Source organism: Sporosarcina luteola, from assembly GCF_023715585.1.
Classification (GTDB): Bacteria; Bacillota; Bacilli; order Bacillales_A; family Planococcaceae; genus Sporosarcina; species Sporosarcina luteola_D.
Genome location: NZ_JAMBOK010000001.1, coordinates 221729 through 243588, shown reverse-complemented (window position 1 = coordinate 243588; position 21860 = coordinate 221729). Strand labels below are relative to the sequence as shown.

The 21860-nt window shown below is 44.8% G+C and carries 22 protein-coding genes and 1 other annotated feature; all 22 genes read right to left on the bottom strand.

The window, feature by feature from the left end:
* Positions 1-227: 227 nt before the first annotated feature.
* The 22 genes from M3193_RS01325 to M3193_RS01220 all read right to left on the bottom strand — a co-directional run bounded on the left by M3193_RS01325 (position 228) and on the right by M3193_RS01220 (position 21838).
* Positions 228-1142 (bottom strand): RluA family pseudouridine synthase, encoded by a 915-nt coding sequence (locus tag M3193_RS01325; RefSeq protein ID WP_251623896.1) that lies wholly within the window; start codon positions 1140-1142, stop codon positions 228-230.
* The gene (lspA, locus tag M3193_RS01320; RefSeq protein ID WP_285851783.1) at positions 1142-1618 is read right to left on the bottom strand and encodes a signal peptidase II; all 477 of its coding nucleotides are present in this window, start codon (positions 1616-1618) and stop codon (positions 1142-1144) included. Before lspA ends, M3193_RS01325 begins: the two co-directional genes overlap by 1 nt.
* 144 nt (positions 1619-1762) lie before the next feature.
* Entirely contained in the window at positions 1763-4525 is a 2763-nt protein-coding gene (gene ileS / locus M3193_RS01315; protein WP_251623895.1) for an isoleucine--tRNA ligase, read from the bottom strand.
* Positions 4526-4565: 40 nt separating this feature from the next.
* Positions 4566-4780 (bottom strand) — a binding site (T-box leader).
* A gap of 56 nt (positions 4781-4836) precedes the next feature.
* On the bottom strand, positions 4837-5343 hold the full coding sequence (locus M3193_RS01310; RefSeq protein WP_251623894.1) for a DivIVA domain-containing protein: 507 nt from the start codon (positions 5341-5343) through the stop codon (positions 4837-4839).
* Between the two features lie 94 nt (positions 5344-5437).
* Positions 5438-6214, bottom strand: a complete 777-nt coding sequence (locus tag M3193_RS01305; protein WP_251623893.1) for an RNA-binding protein — start codon at positions 6212-6214, stop codon at positions 5438-5440.
* A gap of 37 nt (positions 6215-6251) precedes the next feature.
* Positions 6252-6548: a YggT family protein gene (locus tag M3193_RS01300; protein ID WP_251623891.1), complete on the bottom strand. Its 297-nt coding sequence runs from the start codon at positions 6546-6548 to the stop codon at positions 6252-6254.
* Between the two features lie 19 nt (positions 6549-6567).
* A complete protein-coding gene (locus M3193_RS01295) occupies positions 6568-7017 on the bottom strand; it encodes a cell division protein SepF (RefSeq protein ID WP_251623889.1) in 450 nt (149 codons plus the stop codon).
* Entirely contained in the window at positions 7014-7709 is a 696-nt protein-coding gene (locus tag M3193_RS01290) for a YggS family pyridoxal phosphate-dependent enzyme (RefSeq protein ID WP_285851886.1), read from the bottom strand. The genes M3193_RS01295 and M3193_RS01290 overlap by 4 nt, the downstream gene beginning before the upstream one ends.
* Positions 7710-7780: 71 nt before the next feature.
* Positions 7781-8023, bottom strand: a complete 243-nt coding sequence (locus M3193_RS01285) for a PRC-barrel domain-containing protein (RefSeq protein WP_060209335.1) — start codon at positions 8021-8023, stop codon at positions 7781-7783.
* Between the two features lie 478 nt (positions 8024-8501).
* Entirely contained in the window at positions 8502-9281 is a 780-nt protein-coding gene (gene sigG, locus M3193_RS01280) for an RNA polymerase sporulation sigma factor SigG (RefSeq protein ID WP_435372026.1), read from the bottom strand.
* Between the two features lie 96 nt (positions 9282-9377).
* Complete coding sequence (sigE, locus tag M3193_RS01275; protein ID WP_251623885.1) at positions 9378-10091, bottom strand: RNA polymerase sporulation sigma factor SigE; 714 nt, start codon at positions 10089-10091, stop codon at positions 9378-9380.
* Entirely contained in the window at positions 10075-10935 is an 861-nt protein-coding gene (locus tag M3193_RS01270) for a sigma-E processing peptidase SpoIIGA (protein WP_251623883.1), read from the bottom strand. The genes sigE and M3193_RS01270 overlap by 17 nt, the downstream gene beginning before the upstream one ends.
* A 250-nt stretch (positions 10936-11185) precedes the next feature.
* Positions 11186-12358 (bottom strand): cell division protein FtsZ, encoded by a 1173-nt coding sequence (gene ftsZ / locus M3193_RS01265; RefSeq protein ID WP_251623881.1) that lies wholly within the window; start codon positions 12356-12358, stop codon positions 11186-11188.
* A 41-nt stretch (positions 12359-12399) separates the two neighbouring features.
* Entirely contained in the window at positions 12400-13683 is a 1284-nt protein-coding gene (ftsA, locus tag M3193_RS01260; RefSeq protein ID WP_251623879.1) for a cell division protein FtsA, read from the bottom strand.
* 94 nt (positions 13684-13777) lie between these two features.
* Positions 13778-14149, bottom strand: coding sequence for a small basic family protein (locus M3193_RS01255; protein ID WP_251627135.1), 372 nt, complete (start codon positions 14147-14149; stop codon positions 13778-13780).
* Positions 14150-14151: 2 nt separating this feature from the next.
* Positions 14152-14871 carry a DUF881 domain-containing protein gene (locus M3193_RS01250; protein ID WP_251623877.1) on the bottom strand — a complete coding sequence of 240 codons (720 nt, stop codon included), beginning with the start codon at positions 14869-14871 and terminating at the stop codon, positions 14152-14154.
* Between the two features lie 26 nt (positions 14872-14897).
* Positions 14898-15623: a DUF881 domain-containing protein gene (locus M3193_RS01245; protein WP_251623876.1), complete on the bottom strand. Its 726-nt coding sequence runs from the start codon at positions 15621-15623 to the stop codon at positions 14898-14900.
* Positions 15598-16392 carry a cell division protein FtsQ/DivIB gene (locus M3193_RS01240; RefSeq protein ID WP_251623875.1) on the bottom strand — a complete coding sequence of 265 codons (795 nt, stop codon included), beginning with the start codon at positions 16390-16392 and terminating at the stop codon, positions 15598-15600. Before M3193_RS01240 ends, M3193_RS01245 begins: the two co-directional genes overlap by 26 nt.
* Positions 16393-16406: 14 nt before the next feature.
* Positions 16407-17498 carry a putative lipid II flippase FtsW gene (gene ftsW / locus M3193_RS01235; RefSeq protein WP_251623874.1) on the bottom strand — a complete coding sequence of 364 codons (1092 nt, stop codon included), beginning with the start codon at positions 17496-17498 and terminating at the stop codon, positions 16407-16409.
* A 36-nt stretch (positions 17499-17534) separates the two neighbouring features.
* Entirely contained in the window at positions 17535-18884 is a 1350-nt protein-coding gene (murD, locus tag M3193_RS01230; RefSeq protein ID WP_251623873.1) for a UDP-N-acetylmuramoyl-L-alanine--D-glutamate ligase, read from the bottom strand.
* Entirely contained in the window at positions 18885-19859 is a 975-nt protein-coding gene (gene mraY, locus M3193_RS01225; protein ID WP_251623872.1) for a phospho-N-acetylmuramoyl-pentapeptide-transferase, read from the bottom strand.
* Between the two features lie 80 nt (positions 19860-19939).
* Positions 19940-21838 carry a penicillin-binding transpeptidase domain-containing protein gene (locus M3193_RS01220; protein WP_435372006.1) on the bottom strand — a complete coding sequence of 633 codons (1899 nt, stop codon included), beginning with the start codon at positions 21836-21838 and terminating at the stop codon, positions 19940-19942.
* Positions 21839-21860: the final 22 nt, after the last annotated feature.

The following is a 21860-nucleotide window of genomic DNA, read 5'->3' as shown; positions in this document are numbered from 1 at the left end:
AACTTCGCCTTATGCCTGTCGCATCTGAGCAAGCGCCCTTCGCTTTTGCATTAAAAAACCCTCCTGCCAGATGACAGGAGGGTACAGGTGCAGAAAGAAGCGTACCGAAGAATAAGCGCGCAGCTATCCTACCGTACTTCCGTGCAACCTTCCCAGCCTCTCTGGACTGATCTTAAAGGTATCGCTATTCATTTCATTGATTAGTATAGTTGCCCAATTTCACTTTGTCAATTAGTTTTAGCACGCATTTTTTCAATCAATGCTTCAAACTCTTCTGGCAAAGGTTGGGTAAACTCCAAATATTCACCGGTACGCGGGTGTTTGAAGCCGATTGTGCCGGCGTGCAATGCTTGTCCATTAAAGTCGATTGTCTTCTTCGGTCCATATTTCGGATCCCCTGCAAGCGGATAACCAATATACTTCATATGCACACGTATTTGATGGGTCCTTCCGGTTTCCAGACGGCATTCCACCAATGTAAAATTACCAAAACGTTCCAACACTTTGAAGTGGGTGATGGCATGTTTTCCCTTATCCGTAACCGTCATGCTTTGACGATCTTTCTGATCCCTTCCAATGGGAGCGTCAATCGTTCCTTGATCATGAGGAATATGACCGTGAACGAGAGCCGTGTAAATACGCGTCACGGATTTATCGACAAGCTGATCGACGAGCGATACATGTGCCTGATCATTTTTGGCGACCATCAGCAAACCTGAAGTGTCTTTGTCGATTCTGTGGACAATCCCGGGGCGCATGACGCCGTTTATTCCGGAAAGGTCTTTAACTTGGTGCATCAAGCCATTCACTAATGTGCCCGTGGCATGCCCGGGCGCAGGGTGGACAACCATACCGCGCGGCTTATTCACAACGAGCACATCCGCATCCTCATAGACAATTTCTAAATCGAGGTCTTCCGCAACTATATCTAGTTCTACGGGTTCTGGCTCTGTCACCTCGATGACATCCCCAATTTTCACTTTGTAGTTCTGTTTTACCGTACTTTCATTTACAAGTACTGCCCCATCCTTCACCCATTGCTGGATTTGCGTGCGGGACCAATCAGGGTTAATATCCGATAGGACTTTATCAATTCTGCCACTTCCATGTTCTTCTGTTAGTACAATTTCAAACGGTTCCATCATGTCACCTTTTTCTTGTTCTTTTTTTCATCAATTATGACGTGAAGAATAACGAGGACGACCCCTACTGTCAACGCAGCATCAGCTACGTTGAAGATCGGAAAGTCATAATTGATGACCGGGATGAGGACATCAATGAAATCAACAACTTCCTTACGCCATAATCGATCGATGAAATTTCCAATTGCTCCGCCTAATAAAAACATCAGGCTGACACTTAGTAATTTGCTGCCTTTCGCTTCCTTGTGGAAAAAATAAATGATCCCACCTACAACTAGCATTGTGACAATATAAAATAACCACATCTGCCCTTCTAGCATTCCCCATGCTGCCCCTTTATTACGATGTGACAGGAATGCCAAATAAGGTTCAGCTATCGGGATCCGCTCGCCGAGGTTCATATTCTGTACGACAATCCATTTTGTCAGTTGATCGAGCAATATTAGCAATAGCGCCAATCCATAATATAGAATCAATCCAAAAACCCCCGTCCAACAGTATCTGCTTCATTTTACCACAAAGTCATCTTATTTATGAAATTAGCGTGTATTCAGTGGATAAGAAAAAGACTGTTGCAACTATGGAATAGCCACAGTTGCAAACAGCCTTTACCAAAATGCTTATGAATAGTATTTTTTCACGACACCCGCACAACGCGAGCAGAGCTCTGGGTGTTCTGCGTCAGTTCCTACAGTTTCAGAAATCGTCCAGCAGCGATCGCACTTTTCACCATCCGCTTTTTCTACAAGGACTGTAGCAGCGTCTAGTTTGAGCGCGTCTTCCCGCATTTTACCTTCTTCACCTTCCTCGAATTTTGAAACGATGAAGAACTGTGCAAAATCGATATCGTCTGCTGCAAGAATGCCCGCCATCTCTTTAGGCAATGCGACGGTAACTTTCGCCTCGAGCGATTTACCGATCACTTTTGCATTCCTTGCTTCTTCAAGCGCCTTCAACACATCATCACGCACGAGCATCAATTTGCTGAAACGTTCGTGAAGTGCGTTCGCTTTCTCTCCGAGATCTTCTGCTTGCGGCATGTCTGTAAGTTGGACGCTTTCCTCTTCGACATGCTCAAGATAAGCCCAAAGCTCATCCGTCGTATGCGGGATGATTGGCGTCAATAGCTTCAACAAAGCAAGGAGTGAATCGTACATGACTGTCTGCATTGCACGACGATGTGGATGATCAACGCCTTCGATATAGACGACATCTTTAGCAATATCTAAATAGAACGAGCTTAATTCACCTGTACAGAAATTATTCACTGCGTGATATACGCCTGCAAACTCGTATTTTTCATACGCTTCAAGGACGTCTTTGATCAGATCCTGTAGCTTTACATAAACGTATTGGTCAATAGGACGCATATCATCAAACGCTACGCGGTCGGCTGCCGGATTGAAATCTGCCACGTTCCCATGTAGGAAGCGGAGCGTATTACGGATCTTCCGGTATACTTCTGACACTTGTTTGAAATTCGAATCGGATACACGTACATCAGCGGTATAATCGACCGAAGACACCCAAAGACGAAGAATATCGGCACCGAGTTGATTCATCACTTTTGAAGGTACAATGACGTTGCCGAGGGATTTACTCATTTTGCGACCTTCGCCGTCCAATGTGAACCCATGGCTCAGTAGTCCTTTGTATGGTGCAATCCCATTGATGGCAACACTTGTCGTCAATGATGAGTTGAACCATCCGCGATATTGGTCGGAGCCCTCCAAATACAAATCAGCCGGATAGACGAGATCGTCCCTTTCCACTAGCACACCTTGATGTGTAGAACCTGAATCAAACCAAACATCCATAATATCCGTCTCTTTTGAAAATTGACCGTTCGGGCTGCCTTCATGCTCGAATCCTTCCGGAAGCAAGTCCTTCGCTTCCCTTTCGAACCAGACATTTGAACCGTGCTCTCTGAATAGTTTTGCAACATGAGCGATCGTCTCATCGGTGATAATGGCTTCTCCATTTTCCGCGTAGAATACAGGAATTGGAACGCCCCATACACGTTGGCGTGAAATGCACCAGTCGCCACGGTCACGCACCATATTGTAAAGGCGTGTTTCGCCCCATGATGGAGTGAACTTCGTATTGCGGATTGCTTCGAGCAGCTCATCGCGGAACGATTGAATGGACGCGAACCATTGAGCCGTTGCACGGAAAATGACCGGTTTCTTCGTACGCCAATCATGCGGATACGAGTGCGTGATGAATGAAAGCTTCAGTAAAGCTCCCTCTTCTTCCAATCTTTTTGTCACTTCTTTATTAGCATCTTCGTAGAATAATCCTTCAAATCCAGGAGCTTCTTCTGTCATGACGCCTCGATCATTGATTGGCGACAATGCGTCGATTCCATATTGCTTAGAAACATAAAAGTCGTCTTCACCATGGCCAGGAGCCGTATGCACGCAGCCAGTACCAGCCTCAGCCGTGACGTGCTCTCCTAGCATGACAAGGGAATCTCGTTCGTATAATGGATGCTTCGCAATTACACGATCCAGATCCGAGCCTTTTAACTCGGTAACGATATCATACGATTCCCAACCAATCTCTTTTGCAACAAACTCGACGAGATCCTTTGCAAGGAGAAATTTATTTCCATCTACAGTAACGATAGCGTAAGTAAATTCAGGGTGAACCGAAATTCCGAGGTTTGCAGGAATTGTCCATGGAGTTGTCGTCCAAATGACAATACGGACATCCTCATCGACAACACCGAGGCCATCTTTGATCGGAAACGCCACGTAGATGGAAGGGGATTTTTTATCCTTGTATTCAATTTCAGCCTCAGCAAGCGCCGATTCGCTTGAAGGCGACCAGTAGACAGGCTTAAGCCCTTTGTAAATATAGCCTTTCTTAGCCATTTCACCGAACACTTGAATTTGCCTAGCTTCAAATTCAGGCTTCAATGTGATATATGGATTCTCCCAATCGCCGCGTACGCCAATCCGTTTGAATTGTGAACGTTGGCTATCAATTTGGCTATATGCGTATTCTTCACACATCTTCCGGAACTCGGCAACGGAGTGCTCTTTACGGTTGACACCTTTATTGACGAGAGCCTGCTCGATCGGAAGACCATGCGTATCCCAGCCCGGTACGTAAGGTGCATGGAAGCCTGTCATCGATTTATGACGAACGATCATATCTTTCAGCACTTTGTTAAGGGCGTGGCCCATGTGCAGATCTCCATTCGCATAAGGCGGTCCGTCGTGAAGAACGAAGAAAGGGCGTCCTTCCGTACGTTTTTGAACTTTTTCATAAATGTTCATGTCTTCCCATTTTGCTTGCATGTCAGGTTCTTTATTCGGCAAGTTGCCACGCATTGGAAATTCTGTTTTCGGCATGAGCAATGTGTCTTTGTAATCCATATTGTTTCCTCCTTTAAATATAAAAAAACCCCGTCCCTAATAAAGGGACGAGGGATTATTCTCGCGTTACCACCCTAGTTGCAGAATGATGATGTCATACTGCCTCTCAGAACACCATAACGGGGTGCATCCGGGATCAATTTTCGTCAATCCGGCTCTGGAGTGATTTTCGTTCCCGTTTCAGACCAGGCTCCCACCGCCCCTGGCTCGCTATACTTGAATGTCGGAAAGTACTCTCTCTTTCAACGCCTGTTCCTGCTTATAATGTCATTATTATATGTGTGAAGGGAATAGAATGTCAAGCTTCCGTGTCATTCCACATCCGCAGCGGATTCCAAATGTTCTGTCTCCGGCTCGTATTCAAGAAGTTTTTCCCAGTCATCTGTCTTGATCATATCGAGTTGGGCTTCAATCAACATGCGAAAACGGTTTCTGAACACTTTCGATTGTTTTTTCAGGTCCTCAATTTCCATTGCGATTTTACGGGCTCGTGACAATGCTTCATTCACAATGCGGTCCGCATTCTTCTCCGCTTCTTTTACAATTAGTTTCGATTCCTGCACCGAGTTACGTCGGACATCTTCGGCTGCTTCCTGGGCGATTAGAATCGATTTCTGTAAAGTCTCTTCGATTGAGTTGAAATGGGATATTTTATCTTTCGTATCGCTCAAACTGGTTTTCAACATTTTATTCTCTTCCAGGACATTTTCATAATCCTTCATGATCTGTTCTAGAAATTCGTTCACTTCATCTTCATCATATCCACGGAAGCCGCGGCTGAACTCTTTATTATGTATGTCGAGTGGTGACAATGCCATTTGTTGTTCCTCCCTTTCAAGTAAATCTTCTAATTCCTATTATACATGCCCTCACCAGATAAGACACCAGTTTTTCCACTGGTTGTCTGAAAAATCATTCTAACCTACCAATCAACAACCGTATTTTGTCTTTTCGTGTCCGTCCTTCTATCGACAAGACCTTAAAACGGCCTGAGCCTCTAATTGAAAGAATATCTGATTCATTCACTTCGAAAGCTTGCTGATCGCGGACAACATGATTCACTTTCACTTTATCATTTTGGATGAGCGATACCGCTTTTTGGCGCGGACAATTCACCAACGAAGCAACAAGCGAGTCAAGCCTCAGCGAGCTGATCGTGTGAAGCTCTTCCTTCCACGATTCTGCCAGCACAATTAGTTCATCAGAAGGTCCAAGCTCTTCCACTCGTACTTTAGACTTGCCGATCGACGTTAAATTCGCGAAAAGGTAATCCTTCATCTCCTCTGCGACGGCGAATTGTACGAGGTCTCCCTCCAAACGGATATCTCCGAATTTTGAACGGTCGATGCCAAGCGCCATAATAGAGCCTAATATATCTTTGTGCTCAAGCGTCATGAATTTCGCTGGATATCTAATCGTAAAGATCGACACTTGGAAATCATTGTCTTCCGGTTCAAAATAATCCGGGTAAATCAATGCTCGCTGTCTTTCAGGCTCTTGGAATGCGCCATGGACTCCGAATTGCAGACCGGTGCTTTTGACGATGGAGTTCAAAATGAAGATCTGCCTCGGATCAAGAAAGCCTGTAAGCTTCGGAGAATAAGTATCCTCTACTTCCCTCGTCCACCCGACTACCGTTTCAATAAACGGCTGCTCTTCTTTTCTGAAATGTTGTATGATCGAATCCATGTTGAACGTCTCCTTAGCGAACCTTATAGAAAAAACCTCACATGAGTGAGGCTATGATCAAGCGATATACTTCCCGTATCCCGCTCGAAATCAAGTAATTCAAAACGAATATTGCGACGATCGGTGATATATCGATCATTCCTAGCGGAGGGATGAACTTGCGGAAAAAACCTAAATAAGGTTCAGTGATCTTTCCCAAGAAAATCCCGAATTTTGTCTCACGTGATGCAGGCACCCATGACATCAATATATAAATGATGAGGAGTATCGAGTATAATTCTATTGCCCGTATTAGTATCGAGAAAAGCAAATTAACTATTTCTATTAGTCCCATCTGTACACCTCATCCAATCCTATCTCTCAAAAAAATCCGAAATGGTACCAGCCACTTCTACGTTCTCCGGCACGCATAAGAAAATGTCAGTGCCGATCCGTTGAATATCTCCGCCAAGTGCATAGACGGTCCCGCTTAGAAAATCGACGATGCGGATCCCTTGATCACGCTCGATTCTCTGCAAATTGACGACAACGGCTCTTTTATTCTTTAAATGCTCCGAAATATCTTGTGCTTCTGCGTATACACGCGGTTCGAAAAGAACGACCTTTGAAGATTTCTGGATGCTCTGCAAGCTGACGACTGTTCCTGGTTGCTGTGGTGCTTCCGCAACTTGCGGCTTCCGCGCAACCGCCCTTCTCGGCTGTTGCTCTTGTACGGGCTGCTGCTCCCGGACAGGCTGCTCTTGCTGGAATTCCTCTTCTTCATCAAGATAGAACCATTTCTCAAATCGTCTTTTTATGCTCATTCGTCTCCCTCGCTCTCCGTTCCGACTAATGCAGTTCCGATTCTAACGTGAGTTGCACCTTCTTCAATAGCAATGGCAAAATCATTTGACATTCCCATAGATAATAAAGTGCATGGTGCATGATCCAGTTCTTTCTCGACAAGTTTGTCACGAAGTTCACGCAATGAACGGAAAGTTGTTCGAATCCATTCCTCATCCTCCGTGAATGGAGCCATCGTCATCAAGCCTACAACCCGGATCATATCATATTCGGCCAATTGAAGTACGAATTCCTCCAAGTCGTCAGGCTGCAGCCCTGACTTGGACTCTTCCCCCGATACATTCACTTGAACAAAGCAGTCGACCGTAGCGGAGGCACGTTTTTGAATCTCTTTTGCAATGCTGAGCCGATCAAGTGAATGGAGAAAATCGACTTGGTCGATAATATCCTTCACTTTCCTGCTTTGCACATTACCGATGAAGTGCCAGTAGAGCTCCTCGAATTGGATGCTATCCTGCTTTGTGAGAAGTCCTTCCGAGCGATTTTCGCCAAGGTCCGTAATACCGAGTTCGATGACTTCCAGTGCCCTTGTTGCAGATACTTGCTTTGTTACCGCTACGACTGTTATGTCTTGACGTTTCCTTCCCGATCGGTCACATGCTGCTTGAATTTCTTGTTCTATTTTTTGCATACGCTGTTGAAGTGTGTCCAATAAAATCACTGTCTTTCTGCTTACTTTGCTTTATTGTATCAATTGGATGGACACATATCAATGATTAGTCTTCATTTATCAGTCTTTTTGCCTACTAATACGATATCTTTTCCGATTGTAAGGACGTCGTCATACTTAATTTGTTTCAAATCCTTCATTTTCGATTCTAAGAAAAGGGATCTTTCTGCTCCACCTATTTGCAGTACGTCAATTTTGCCGTTTTTCATATCAATTGTCGCGTCCTGTACAAATCCTAGAAACGAGCCCTTTTTCACTTCAATCACTTCTTTCTTCTGCAAGTCCGAAAAACGCATTGATATTCCCTCCTCTGATAAATAAATTGATTTCCACTCCAGGCGGACGCTTTCCGCGGGCGGGCGGTGAGCCTCCTCGTCCGCTACGCTGCGCTTTGTTGCCTGCGGGGTCTCCCCTGTCCCGCTTTCCCGCAGGAGTCGCCGCCTTCCGTTACAATCAACAAATTAAAAAACAGTTACTTTACAAACTTCACAGTAAGTTTCTGTTGATAAAAAATTTCTATTTCTTAGTACTGATGTTTGAAGTGCAAGCGCGAGACTCCTGCGAAAGTCGTTACAAAGATTGCTTTTGCGAGTAAAAGCTGGGCGTTTCGAGAGTATCTAACTCTTCGTGGTTCGAATGGCAACGCCAGCGTAAAGCGAGTGCTGGAACGAAAAGCTAAACCCAATTTTTATGGAACTCATTTATTTCCTTTCTACAGCGTATGCACAACCGCCCAAAAAAACGCAATGCCGAGGCAATGCGTTTTTGTAAAGATTATTTATTCTCCATACCATCTCTGATAATTTGAATCGCGTTTTTCTCAAGTCTTGAAATTTGAGCTTGGGAAATGCCTAGTTCTTTTGCAATTTCGGTTTGCGTCTGCCCTAAATAGAATCGTTTGGAAAGAATAAGCTGCTGCCTTTCCGTCATGCCAGACACAGTCTCCTTCACCGACACATACGTCAACCAACGTTCTTCCGATACTTTCTTATCCTGCAACTGATCCATAATATAAACCGGATCACCGCCTTCGCCATTCATCGGTTCATGAAGGGACATCGGATCTTGAATTGCATCCAAAGCAAATAAAATATCATCCTCGGGAATGCCCGTCGCTTCTGAAAGATCAGATATTCTAGGCTCTTTCTGATGATCATTCACAAATTGTTCCTTCGCCCTGATTGCTTTATAGGCTATATCCCGGAGTGATCTGGATACCCTAATGGCATGATGGTCTCTTAAATGTCTTTTGATTTCACCGATAATCATCGGAACGGCATATGTTGAAAATCGGACATTATGTTTCAAATCGAAGTTATCAATGGACTTCAATAATCCAATGCAACCAACCTGGAATAGATCGTCTGCTTGCTCCCCCCTATAAGCAAACCTTTGAACAAGACTTAAAACTAACCGCAAGTTTCCGATTACCAGCTCTTCTCTTGCCGATTCGTCACCACTCTGAAGCCGGATAAACGTTTCTTTCATCACTTCATTTGTCAGTAAGGGCAAATTGGACGTATCGATACCACAGATTTCAACTCTTGTACGCATCATTCGCTTTTCCTCCGCATTCTGTAGATGACTGTACAAAATAGTTTGTCCTCACACTTGCGGAATATGCGAAATCCAATTCGCCAATTTCAACCATCAGGCAATAGGGTGATTCAGCCTGTCACGAAGATCTGAGATGATTTTCTTTTCAAGACGCGATATATAAGACTGAGAAATGCCAAGTAGTTCTGCAACTTCTTTTTGCGTCATTTCAAGTCTTCCAGTCAATCCGAAGCGGCATTCCATTATATATTTCTCCCGTTCGTCCAAAGTGCTGATCGCTTCAATCATATGTTGCCTTTCTAATTTCTTTTCAACGTCGTCGATGATAATATGCTCATCCGTCCCCAGAATGTCAGACAACAGCAGCTCATTTCCATCGGCATCGGAATTTAACGGTTCATCAAATGAAATCTCCGACCGTGTCCTGTTCGTTTTTCTTAAATGCATAAGTATCTCATTTTCAATGCATCTTGAAGCATATGTCGCCAATTTAATATTACGATCGGCTTTAAATGTTTCGATCGCTTTTATAAGTCCGATTGTCCCGATGCTAATTAAATCTTCAATATGCGTATTCGTGTTATCAAAACGACGGGCAATGTAAACAACAAGACGAAGGTTCTTTTCAATGAGTGTATCCCTGGCATCCATGTCCCCTTCCATAAAAGCCCGAATTGCAATTGCCTCTTCATCTCTTGTTAATGGCTTTGGAAGCGATTCATGGCCACCGATATAATACGTACCGCTCTTTTTCCTGAAAAAGAAGCTCTTTACGATCGACAACCATTTTTTAAGTCCCTGCAACATGACTGGTTCCCCTTTCGGTTGTAATGGATTCTAATGCGGAAGCATGCATAATGGCGCCTGCCCCTTCCGGATAACGGTTATCCTGCTTAGTAAAGACGATATAGCCTACTGGCAGCTCACTCCCTTCTCCGATGACCCATCTGTCGAACTTAAAACCGACCGCCCAGGAAGCACCTTGGACGGTTTGGAGACGGATCAACCGCAAACTTTTTTGGAATTTCTTTGGGAAAGTTGAAAGTTGGGGCATATCTTCTGTTTTCCATGCAAGTAAAGGGCCTTTCAACTCATCAGGCATAAAGCGTTCCACTGATTTAAATGAAACAAAATGCACCGGTTCACCGGAAAGTGGTTCTGTGCATCGATTTCCTGTATCGATGAAACTGGGAATAGGAATTGTTTCATTCCACATGTACAACACCGTCTCAACAGAATAGGAGGACAGTTGTCGGGCCATTCTTACATCCAACCACTTGGTCTTTAGTAAATACAGAAAAACATAAGCTAAAAGTGCACTGAGGAAAACTGTAGACTTTGAATTTGAAAACATGAACTTATCCGTGAAGACCGTTAGCGCGCCGCCCGCAAAAAGTGCACCGACTAGTACGATGACAGCTGGGTTGCCGATATGAGCAAGTGCTATCCCGAATGCACAGACAATCATTACACCGAAAGCCACAAAGATGGCGAGCCAGGAATCAGGGAAAACCACGACGGGCAATGCGCCTGCAAATGAAGCGAGCAATAGGCGAAGCCTAGTAGCTTGTGCCTTGACCATTCGGTTCGCAAAGGACAAAATCGCATAATTGAAGACCATGTTAATGCCGATAATGAGTTCTCCATACATCAGCCTGCCCTCCTTGTACGTAAGGATAACATTCCGTGACCGCAATGTTTGTCGGAACAAGGGATAATTTATAGTAAATATTCGACATGAATAGCGGAGGGACGGGTTTTGTTGTGAACAATATTCGTTTTGTTACGAACTCGTTTGCTGTTGCAAACGATAATTGTTATGTTGCAGCGGAATGCAAGCAAAAAAAGTTCTCCGGCATGTCCCAATCGGACTGCCGGAGAACTTGAAATTCTATTATTTATTATCTTCTGCGATTGCGCAAGAACGTCGGAATGTCCAACGCGTCCTCTTGCTGATGGCCTTGCTGCTGCCTAGTCGGCTCAGGCTGTTGGAAATGCTGTTGCGGCTCTTCACGTCGTGTATGTGAAGGCTGTTGAATAGTCTGTGGTTCTCTTTCTCGTTCACGTTGACGTGGAGCACCGAATCCTGGATTCCTTGAAGGCTTTGAAGCGCTCAATTGCTCTTCACTGAACCCTGTTGCAATGACTGTAACGAGGATTTCATCCTTCAATCCATCATTGATGACAGAACCGAAGATCATATTAACATCTTCATCGGAAGCGGAAGCTACAATATCCGCTGCTTCTTGAACTTCAAACAAGCTCAGGTTGGACCCGCCTGTAATATTCATCAAGACACCTTTAGCTCCGTCGATCGACGTTTCCAGAAGCGGGCTGGAAATGGCTTTTTTCGCAGCTTCTGCAGCACGGTTTTCACCCGTCGACATGCCGATTCCCATAAGTGCAGAACCTTTATTGGACATGATCGTTTTCACGTCTGCAAAGTCCAAGTTGATAAGTCCAGGAACAGCGATCAAGTCTGAAATTCCTTGTACCCCTTGACGGAGAACATTATCAGCTTCACGGAATGCTTCAAGCATCGGCGTGTTTTTATCCACAATCTCCAACAATTTATCATTTGGAATGACGATCAGCGTGTCTACCGATTCTTTCATCGCCGCGATTCCACCGATCGCCTGCGTTTGGCGCTTTCTTCCTTCGAAAGTGAATGGACGTGTGACAACACCTACCGTCAGCGCTCCAAGATCCTTTGCCACTTGAGCGATCACTGGTGCCGCACCTGTCCCTGTACCTCCGCCCATACCGGCAGTAACAAACACCATATCAGCGCCGCGAAGCGCCTCTTCTATTTGTTCACGGCTTTCTTCAGCCGCCTTTTTCCCAACGTCAGGATTTGCCCCCGCGCCAAGTCCGCGAGTCAATTTTGCTCCGATTTGCAGCTTCACTCCAGCTTCGGATAAATTAAGCGCTTGGGCGTCCGTATTCACTGCAATGAATTCAACACCTTGCACTCCATGTTCAATCATACGATTAACCGCGTTATTTCCGCCGCCACCTACTCCAATCACCTTAATGACTGCGAGTGCATCGACATTTGTATCAAAATCCAGCATGCTCTCTCCTCCTAATCCCTATATGACCACATTTAGATCAGTCACTCAAAAAATCCATCAATAAATCTCTTAGTTTTGCTCATGAAGCTTGTCCTTTTCTCTTTAGGTTGGACAGCGACCTTCTTTTTACTGGAAGATGGGTAATCCATCTCGCTTTGCGTGGCTGCAGTTTGCGATTCAGCTTCTATTCCAAAATAGCTATCTTCCATACTAGCATAACGGATAAGCCCCACAGCAGTCGAATACATCGGTTCACGAACTCCGATATATTCAGGAGTATGGATCCGTACCCTCGTTCTCAATACGTGTCTTGCCAGTTGCAAAATCCCATCGAGCTTCGTCGTTCCTCCAGTCAATACGACGCCGCCCGGCAAATCATGGATACCCATACGGTACAGCTCTTCAAGAACCAAGTCGAATAATTCTTCCAATCGGACACCTATGATCTCCGATATGTATCTTTGACTATATTGATCTTTCGAATCGGCACCAATGACAGGGACTTCAAAAAGCTCGTCATCCGACGCGTCATCGTAAAAGGCATGTCCATATTGATGCTTGATTTTTCTAGCTTGCTCAGTAGGTGTCTTCAGAATGATCGATAGATCCTTTGTAATATGGTCCCCGCCAACCGGAATGACAGCTGTTGAAATAAAGCGGTTATCCCCGAAGATCGCGATTGTCGTTGAACCTCCGCCGATATCGATGAATGCGGTGCCGTGGTTCATTTCATCCTCCGTCAAGGCAAATTGCCCGGCTGCGAGCGGCTGTAAATAAATTTCACGGATTACGAGGCCTGCCCGCTCAACGCATCGCAATATATTATGAACTAGCGTTTTGGAAGTCGTAATTAGGGTGCCATCCATTTCAAGACGGACTCCGATCATTCCTCTCGGATCCTTTATTTCATCATAATCATCCACAATGAATTGTTTCGGTATGATATTGACGATTTCCCTTTCAGGAGGAACCGACATGACTTGTGCGGATTTCATGACCCGGTCAAGATCGTCATCCGTTATTTCCCTGTTTTCCGAATTAACGGCTACAACGCCTTTTACATCTTGGAGCAGCACGCCATTAGAAGGGATGCCAAGAATGACGTCCCGGATTTGCATGCCTGTCATTCGTTCAGCCTGTTCCACCGCTTTGCGGATAGATTGGACAGTTGCATCGATGTCGATAATCGTCCCTTTTCGAATTCCCGCCGATTGGACGTTACCTACCCCGATTACATGGAGGGATCCGCCATCCACTTCGCCGATCAGCACTTTGACTGACGAAGATCCTATATCAAGTGATACATAAATTGTAGATTGACTCAATTCCCGGCACCTCCCATTACAGTCCTTATCTTACATTCTATTGTATTAGTGTCGTATTGTCTAAATATTTTCTCCATCCGACGATCAATTCCTTTCATTCCTGAACTTTTGTTTCAGAAACCTTACTTCGATCCGACCATTTCGTCAGCAAAATCCTTCTAATTACAGCGATATTCTGGAATAGCCTCACCCCGAATGCGAATACGGCAGCTAAATATAAATCCACGCCGAGATGCACTCCGAGGAAAGCCAAACCGGCCGCAAGTACGATATTAAAGAAAAACCCGGAAATGAACACCTTGTCATCATAGATCTGTTGAAGATGAGCTCGTATTCCCCCGAAAAGTGTATCGAGTGCAGCTAACACGGCAATGGACAAATAGTTGCTGTAAATCTGCGGGATCTGTAAATCCGTCAGCAGTCCCAGCGAAATTCCTAGAAGTAACCCGAGCAGCGGCAGCCACATTGTCATTCCCCTTTCGGAAGTTCTTTCAAATATAGATTCTTGAATTTGTCGGGATATCCCCGGATAGTTACGTCCCTTTCCGGTGGATTGATTTCCAACACGAGATTATCAAGATAAAAATCATCATGGATGGATGAGGCTAACAAATAATTATAGAGCTTCTCGCTGTCGGACATCGTAGGAGAAATGATTTTTATTGTAAAGGGCGGAGTCGTGACATTCAACCCATTTACAGTGGTAGCGCCATTGATGACTCTGATTGAGCTCATCATCGTATATCGCTTTCCGTCGATTTCCATATGAATGCCCTTAAACCGATTCACCTCGTTGACGAAACGTGTCAGTAAATCTGATGAAATACTCGTGATTGGTATTCCATATGCTACGCTCTCCACCGAGGGGCGAACTTCGATCGTGAAGCCGGGACCTGAAATGTCTGTTGTTCCCGCCTTTTTGTGCAGCTTGTCCACTGTATCCCTCAAAGCTTGACCCGTGCTTGATTCGCTTAACGTCCTATATGAGGAGATCGTTCTATCCAAATCACGGATTTCAGTAAGAAGCTCTGAATGGATTTTCTTCTCTTCCGCCAACTCTTGGCGAATTGCCCAAATATCCCTCGTATCACGTTCCTTAGGATGTTCCATCGTATTATATTGGACAGCAATCATAAAACCGATTAGCAGGAGGACAATTGTGAATTTCCAATTGATAGCTTTTTTCAACGAACACCCTCCCTCTACCTGATTACTCATGCCTCATCCCGTAAAGCGGGAAGCTTGATGTCTTTTAACTGTTCCAATGAGACGACTATGTTGTCATACACCAATCCATCGATCACTCCGCCGCCCAAAGTCAGTGCTGCCGATAAGATTTCGGAATCACCCACAGCTTCAATGACGAACGGAGCCGGAAGCGTCCTGCCGTCAATCGTGATGACCGGCCCTGTACATTTGATATTTGAATTGGCTGAGATGCGCTGTCCATTGATGGCAATCCCTTGAGCGCCAGAAATCTTCAATTCATTTACAACACGGAGCACATGGCTTTCATGGACGATATAATCATTGGGATTCTGTTCGACAGGATCATAATCGCCGTCCTTTAGTGTAATACGCACTCCCGGACCGGAAGCTGGAATGATGCCTAGAAGCAGCCTTAGATTTTTTGCTTCCTCGACGAGAACGGTATGATTCTCTTCATTCTCTGAAAAGGATTGCTCAAAATCCCGGATTTCATCTTGCTTCGCACGAATCTCATCGGCAAGTTCCTTATTCCGCTCCTTTTGAACGATCAATTCTTCCCGATACTGCTCTTCCTGTTGAAATGCAGGGGACTGGGCCGAATCGCCGCTATCTTTCCCTAATGTACGATAGGAGAATGCGAAGATGAAACCGAGTATGAGAAAGACGAAAGAATATAATATGTATCTTCCTCTAGATTTGTAATCCTCACTCATTTTCTTCGCCAACTTCATCACCTTCCCCTTCTTCTACACCGCCATTTCCGTAAACTTTGCTGAAAGGTGTAAAGAAAATGCCCACTTCCATATTGACAATCCCTTTTTCAAGCCCTCCCAGTTGGGAAATGATATCCGGATAATAATCCATCTTCTCTGCAAACGTCTGAAGAACCGCATGGACTTCATAGCCGTCATCCATATATGCAACAATCGTATCGGGATTCTCCTCTGTCCCAGTATAGATGATTTCGGAAATCAATTGGAGAACATTTTTATCCATTTTCATCAATTGATTTGTCAGTCTTTTCCGAAGTTCAGGGTTGTCCACATGATTCAAAATCGGCACGTTCGGATAATTGCCGTGACTTGGGACTAGTGCTCCGTTTTCGAGCAATAGACTATATTCTCCGGCACTTTCCATATACGCGACGGTTTTCCATTCTATAATGGAAATCTCGATATCTCTCATCCATTTTCTTGTGACGGCAACACTACTGACGCCTTCCAGTTGCGAAAGTTCTTCTTCTACGTCTTTCGCTTTAAATCCCCAGAATGAACTCCCTTCGGAAATCCCACTTTTTTCATAATAGTAATGATCATTTTGAAGGGCTGCCCCTTTAATCTTTACTTCCCCTACCTTGCTAAGTGGAGATTGGAAGTATAAAAGTACAAGAAGGGCGATGCAGAAAACGGCAATGATGAATAAAAACTTTTTATTCGTTTTCTTTCGCCGTTTTTCCCTCATGGAAGGAATGCGCTCTTCGATGTCTATCACTTTATCCATGTTCCGCCCTCCCTTCAACCTCTTTGTTTGTAAAAAGCGAAATGCAAAATGGTTCCAGCCGCCATCCATGTCGTCAGCAATGACGAGCCGCCATAACTGATGAACGGCAATGTCACACCCGTGACCGGCAGCAATCCTGAGACGACCCCGACATTCAGGAATGTTTGAAAGATGATCATCGAGGCCATTCCTGCTGTCATTAAAAATGATTTATAATCATGCGCCCGGATTGCAATTCCAAATGCTGACAAGAGGAGTATGGAAAAGAGGACGAGGATGAATGTCGCTCCAATGAAACCTGTCTCCTCTGCTATGATTGAAAAGATGAAATCGTTTTGCGGCTCAGGCAGATACAAATACTTTTGCCTGCTGTTTCCATAGCCATGGCCGAACAATCCTCCCGGTGCAATTGCGAACAACGACTGAATCCCTTGAAATCCCGCTCCTAGCGGATCGTTCCAAGGATCGATATATGACTTTATACGCTCCAATCGATAAGGCGCTGCGGCAATGAGAGCAACGAAAGCCCCTATACCTGCAAATCCGAGTATACCGAAAAACGACAGCGGATATCCCGCCAAAAACAATATGACAAATGCCGAGACGATCATGATCACCGCAGAACCCAAATCAGGCTGCAGCATGATTAAAGCGGCCGGCAGTAGAATGAGAACAAAATGGCTTAATCTGAACGGTCTCATCCCAGCCGATTGTTTCATATTGCAAGCAAGCTTTCCAATGAGTGCCACTTTGACGAATTCTGCAGGCTGGATGCTGAACGGACCGAGGGCAATCCAGCTCTGGGATCCATTCCGTACTGCACCGATGCCTGGAATCATAACCGCAACTAACAAGAGGATCGTGATGTAATAAAATGCGGTCCAGAAAGACTCACTGGATGTCCATGGCCCTTTCATCAACATAAATGCCACAGCTATCGAAACAGCCATGTAAATCCCTTGCTTAACGATGAAGGGGGATGAATCTGCATAGTGCACTTGCCCCCAATACGAGCCTGCCGAATGGACAAATACCAATCCTATCAATGACAACGATACTGCCGATATGACGAAGGCAGCTTTTAATTTCCGATCCAGTGAACGCATCCTTCCGTCTTATTGGTCAAGTGGTAAACGGCTGACTTAAAGTTTCATGACAGCTTCGATAAATGCATCTCCACGTTCTTCAAAACTCGGGTATTGATCCCAGCTTGCACACGCGGGAGACAGTAGGATTTGATCACCCTCAAGTGATATTGCAAATGCTTCTTGCACGGCTTGTTCCATCGAGTCGGCTTTCAACGCATGTTGAACTCCGCATGAAGATGCAAAATCGATAAGCCTATCGGCAGTTTCGCCGAGTGCGAGTACTGCCTTCACCCTGCTCATATATGGTCTTAATTCCTCAAATGAATGACCTCTATCGAGGCCTCCAGCTATTAATACAACAGGCGACTGGAAAGAAGACAAAGCGCTTTTGGTCGCCAATGTGTTAGTAGCTTTTGAATCATTGTAGAATGTTCTGCCCATCAATTCTTTCACGAACTGCATGCGGTGACGGACTCCTGTAAATGAACTTAGCACATTTTCTATTGTTTCTTTGTCACAATCCATTAGAATGGCAGAAGCCGTTGCGGCTAAAATGTTTTCCAAATTATGTTGACCAAGCAATTTGATGATCGACCTTTTCACAAACGGTTCGCCTTGCCAGTAAATCATCTCGTCATCCGCAGATATTCCTTCTGCCTGTTTCCCTTGTAAGGAAAATGGGATCTTCCGGGCTGCAGAACGTTCGACATACGCTCTCATTTCAGGTTGATCGGCATTATAAATAAAGAAATCCTCTTCGGTCTGATTAGCAGTAACCTTTGCCTTTGCCAAGGCATATTCTTCCGATGTTCCATGGTAGTCAAGATGTGCATCGTATAAATTTGTCCAGAGGGCGATCTTCGGTCGGAAGTTTTCCGTTCCGGCCAACTGGAAAGAAGATACTTCCATAACGATCACTTCATCGGATGTGGCATTTTGCGCGACCGTGCATGCTACGGTTCCGATATTACCTGCAATCAAAGGTTTTTTGCCTCCGATATTCAAAATATGATAGAGAAGTGTTGTCGTTGTCGTCTTCCCATTCGAACCAGTGATGGCGATGATTGGCGCTTCGCTAACCAAGTAAGAAAGCTCTATTTCAGTCCATATCGGAATCCCTTTCTGCTCCGCTTTCTGAAGAACCGGATTATGGTAAGGGATGCCTGGATTTTTTACGATAATGTCAAAGTCATGATCTAATATATCTTCCGGATGTCCACCACAGATGACTACTATCCCTTTAGACCTCAGCAATTTTGCTTCTTCGCTTCCCTTCTCCGGAGAGGAATCGTTGACCACTACGAATGCTCCAAGTGAATGTAAGAGATCAGCTGCAGCGTGGCCGCTTTTGGCAAGACCAAGTACTAGGACTTTCTTGCCTTTGAACTCATTTGACTTTCTCATTTACATCACCTCCCACAATACGGGTATCATCGCGGCAAAAAGTGCAACTCCCCAAAAAACAAGAACAATTTTCCATTCCGACCAACCGGATAACTCAAAATGATGATGGATGGGGCTCATTTTAAATACCCTTTTTCCCGTTAACTTAAAGCTTGTCACTTGGATCATTACAGATAATGTTTCAATTACATAAACGATTCCAATGACAAGGAGCAGCAGTTCCTGCTTCACAAGGATCGATAGCATTGCAATCGCACCGCCGAGTGCCAAAGAACCTGTATCACCCATGAACACTTTGGCTGGTTTCATATTGAACAAAAGGAAGCCAAGCATCGCACCAGAAACAACAAATGCAAACGTTGCGATGTCATATTGCTCATAAACAAGTCCAAGCACGCCAAATGCTGCAAAAGCAATTGTTGAAGTGCCTGCAACAAGCCCGTCTAGACCGTCAGATAAGTTGACAGCATTCGAAAACCCGACGAGCCAAAAAATGAGGAAGGCAACGTAGAATATACCGAGGTCAACTGTAAAATCTGTGAACGGCACTAAGACTGTCGTTTCAAACGGGCCCATTTTCAATAGGAAAAAGGCGATAACTGCAATGATAATTTGGCCGATGAGCTTTTGGATAGATGTCAATCCTAAATTCCTTTTCATGACTACGATGATGAAATCGTCAAAAAATCCGATGACGCCAAAACCGGCAAGCACAATCATCAGTACAATGGACTGTGTAGTCAGTACATCATCATATATGTATGAGAGGACAACCATCGTAATGATAATGGAACTCAGGAAAATAAGGCCGCCCATTGTAGGCGTGCCCGCTTTTTTCTTATGTGCTTCGGGACCCTCTTCCCTGATGCTCTGACCGAATTTCAACCTTCTGAGCAATGGTATGATTGCGGTCCCGATTAATGCTGTTAGTAAAAATGCTACGGTAATAACCGTTATTGTCGTGACGAGTGTCATAATAAGTTCTCCTTACTTGTTTTGAAACTGTAATTGTATTTATTGTAGCTCAAGGCACTTTAAACGTGCCTCGAGCTAATCTATTCTTCTGTGTAAACATGAATAACATCATCCACCGACATTAATGAATCGGGGACCGGCATTTGGTACTTAATGACATCACCGTCGCCATGCCACTCTATACGATACGTATCAAGCTGGCGGGCGACCATTCCTTTTGTCATGCCTGTCAGATCCGGAACACGATGTGTGATTGCGTCGCCCCATCGGTATTCTTTTTCTATTTGACCTTCCCTTTTTTCGATGCCGGCAAGAGGTGCAATCTCTTCTATGATCCTGCCGACGATCGGTGCTGCAATGACCCCTCCAAATTGAATTGAATTTTTCGGGCTGTCAACCGCAACGTAGACAAGCAATTCGGGATCATCGGCCGGTGCGAACCCTACGAATGAAACAATATAATCGCCATCACTATATCTGCCATTCACGACCTTCTGAGCAGTCCCTGTCTTCCCGCCGACGCGGAGGCCATCATTGAACGCATTTCGACCAGAGCCCTTTGCAACAACCGATTCCAATGCTTCTCTAACTTGGGCGGAAGTTTCCTCACTGATAACGCGACGTTTCATTTCGGGTTCAAACGTTTTCAACGTCTCACCCTTATCATTCTTTATTTCCTTTACAATATACGGACGATACAAATATCCTCCGTTAATGGCAGCAGCTACCGCCTGTACTTGTTGGATCGGCGTTACGGAAATCCCTTGGCCAAATGCAGTTGTTGCTTGTTCCACTGGGCCAAATGCCTCTTTTGAGAAAAGGATCCCTTTCGCTTCGCCCGCTATGCCTGATCCTGTCGTTTCTCCAAAACCGAAATTGCGGATATAGCGATCGAGTTTCTCTGCGCCCAATCGCTGGCCGATTTCTATAAAGCCAGGATTACAGGAGTTCTCGACAACTTCCAAAAATGACTGATGCCCGTGCCCAGATCGTTTCCAACATCTTAACGTTGCATTCGCAATCCTCGTGGAACCAGTGTCATTGAAATGATCGTGATGGAGATCAATCACTTTCTCTTCAAGACCCGCTGCAAGAGTTACGATCTTGAATGTAGAACCCGGTTCAAACGTCATCCAAACAGGCAAGTTCCGATTATAGATTGCCTGATCTGTTTCCTGATAGTCGGCTGGATGGAAAGTCGGCATGGAAACCAAGGATAGGATTTCGCCCGTTTTTGGATTCATAATAATTCCAATCGCTTGGGCGGCATCAAGTTTTTCCATCGCTTGCGTCAATTCGCGTTCCATGACCTTCTGCATTTCGATATCAATTGTTAGCTCTAAGGTAGCACCATTCTCACCTGTTTGGAACCCATCATCAACATGCGGAAGTGGAATCGCCTTTGCATCTGTATAGAGACGTATTTTGTCTCCAGTACCTTGCAAAATCTCATCGTATGCATATTCGATGCCTGCAAGGCCAGTTCCATCAAAGCCAGTAAAACCGATCAGCCTGGAAAGCATTTCACCATAGGGATAGTTCCTGACGAAATCCACTCCTGTATACAAGCCATCAATTTGCAACTTCGAAATTTCCGTAGCCTGTTCCTGAGTGATGTTTTTCCCTTCTGGCGCTAACTTGTTCATATACGTTTTTTTTGTCATCTTTTCAAGCAGTTTTTCTTTATCGGCTTGCAAAATTTCCGCTAGTAAAGCGGCAGCCTTTTCCGGTTCTTTGTTTTGGGAGGGCATAAAATAAAGCGTCGGAGCCAGTTTGTTCCCAACAATCAACTGACCATTGCGATCTTGGATCTCCCCCCGGATCGCTCCAAAAGGAATTTCCCGATCCCAATTCTCTTCCGCACGCGCTTTCAACCATTCATGTTTAATGATTTGGACGTGGAAGAGCTTTGCTATAACCATGGATATGGAAATGAGAAAAATGATGAAAACTGCCCGCAACCGTTTCTTCGATTGCAAATCGGCATATTTACGCAGAGCC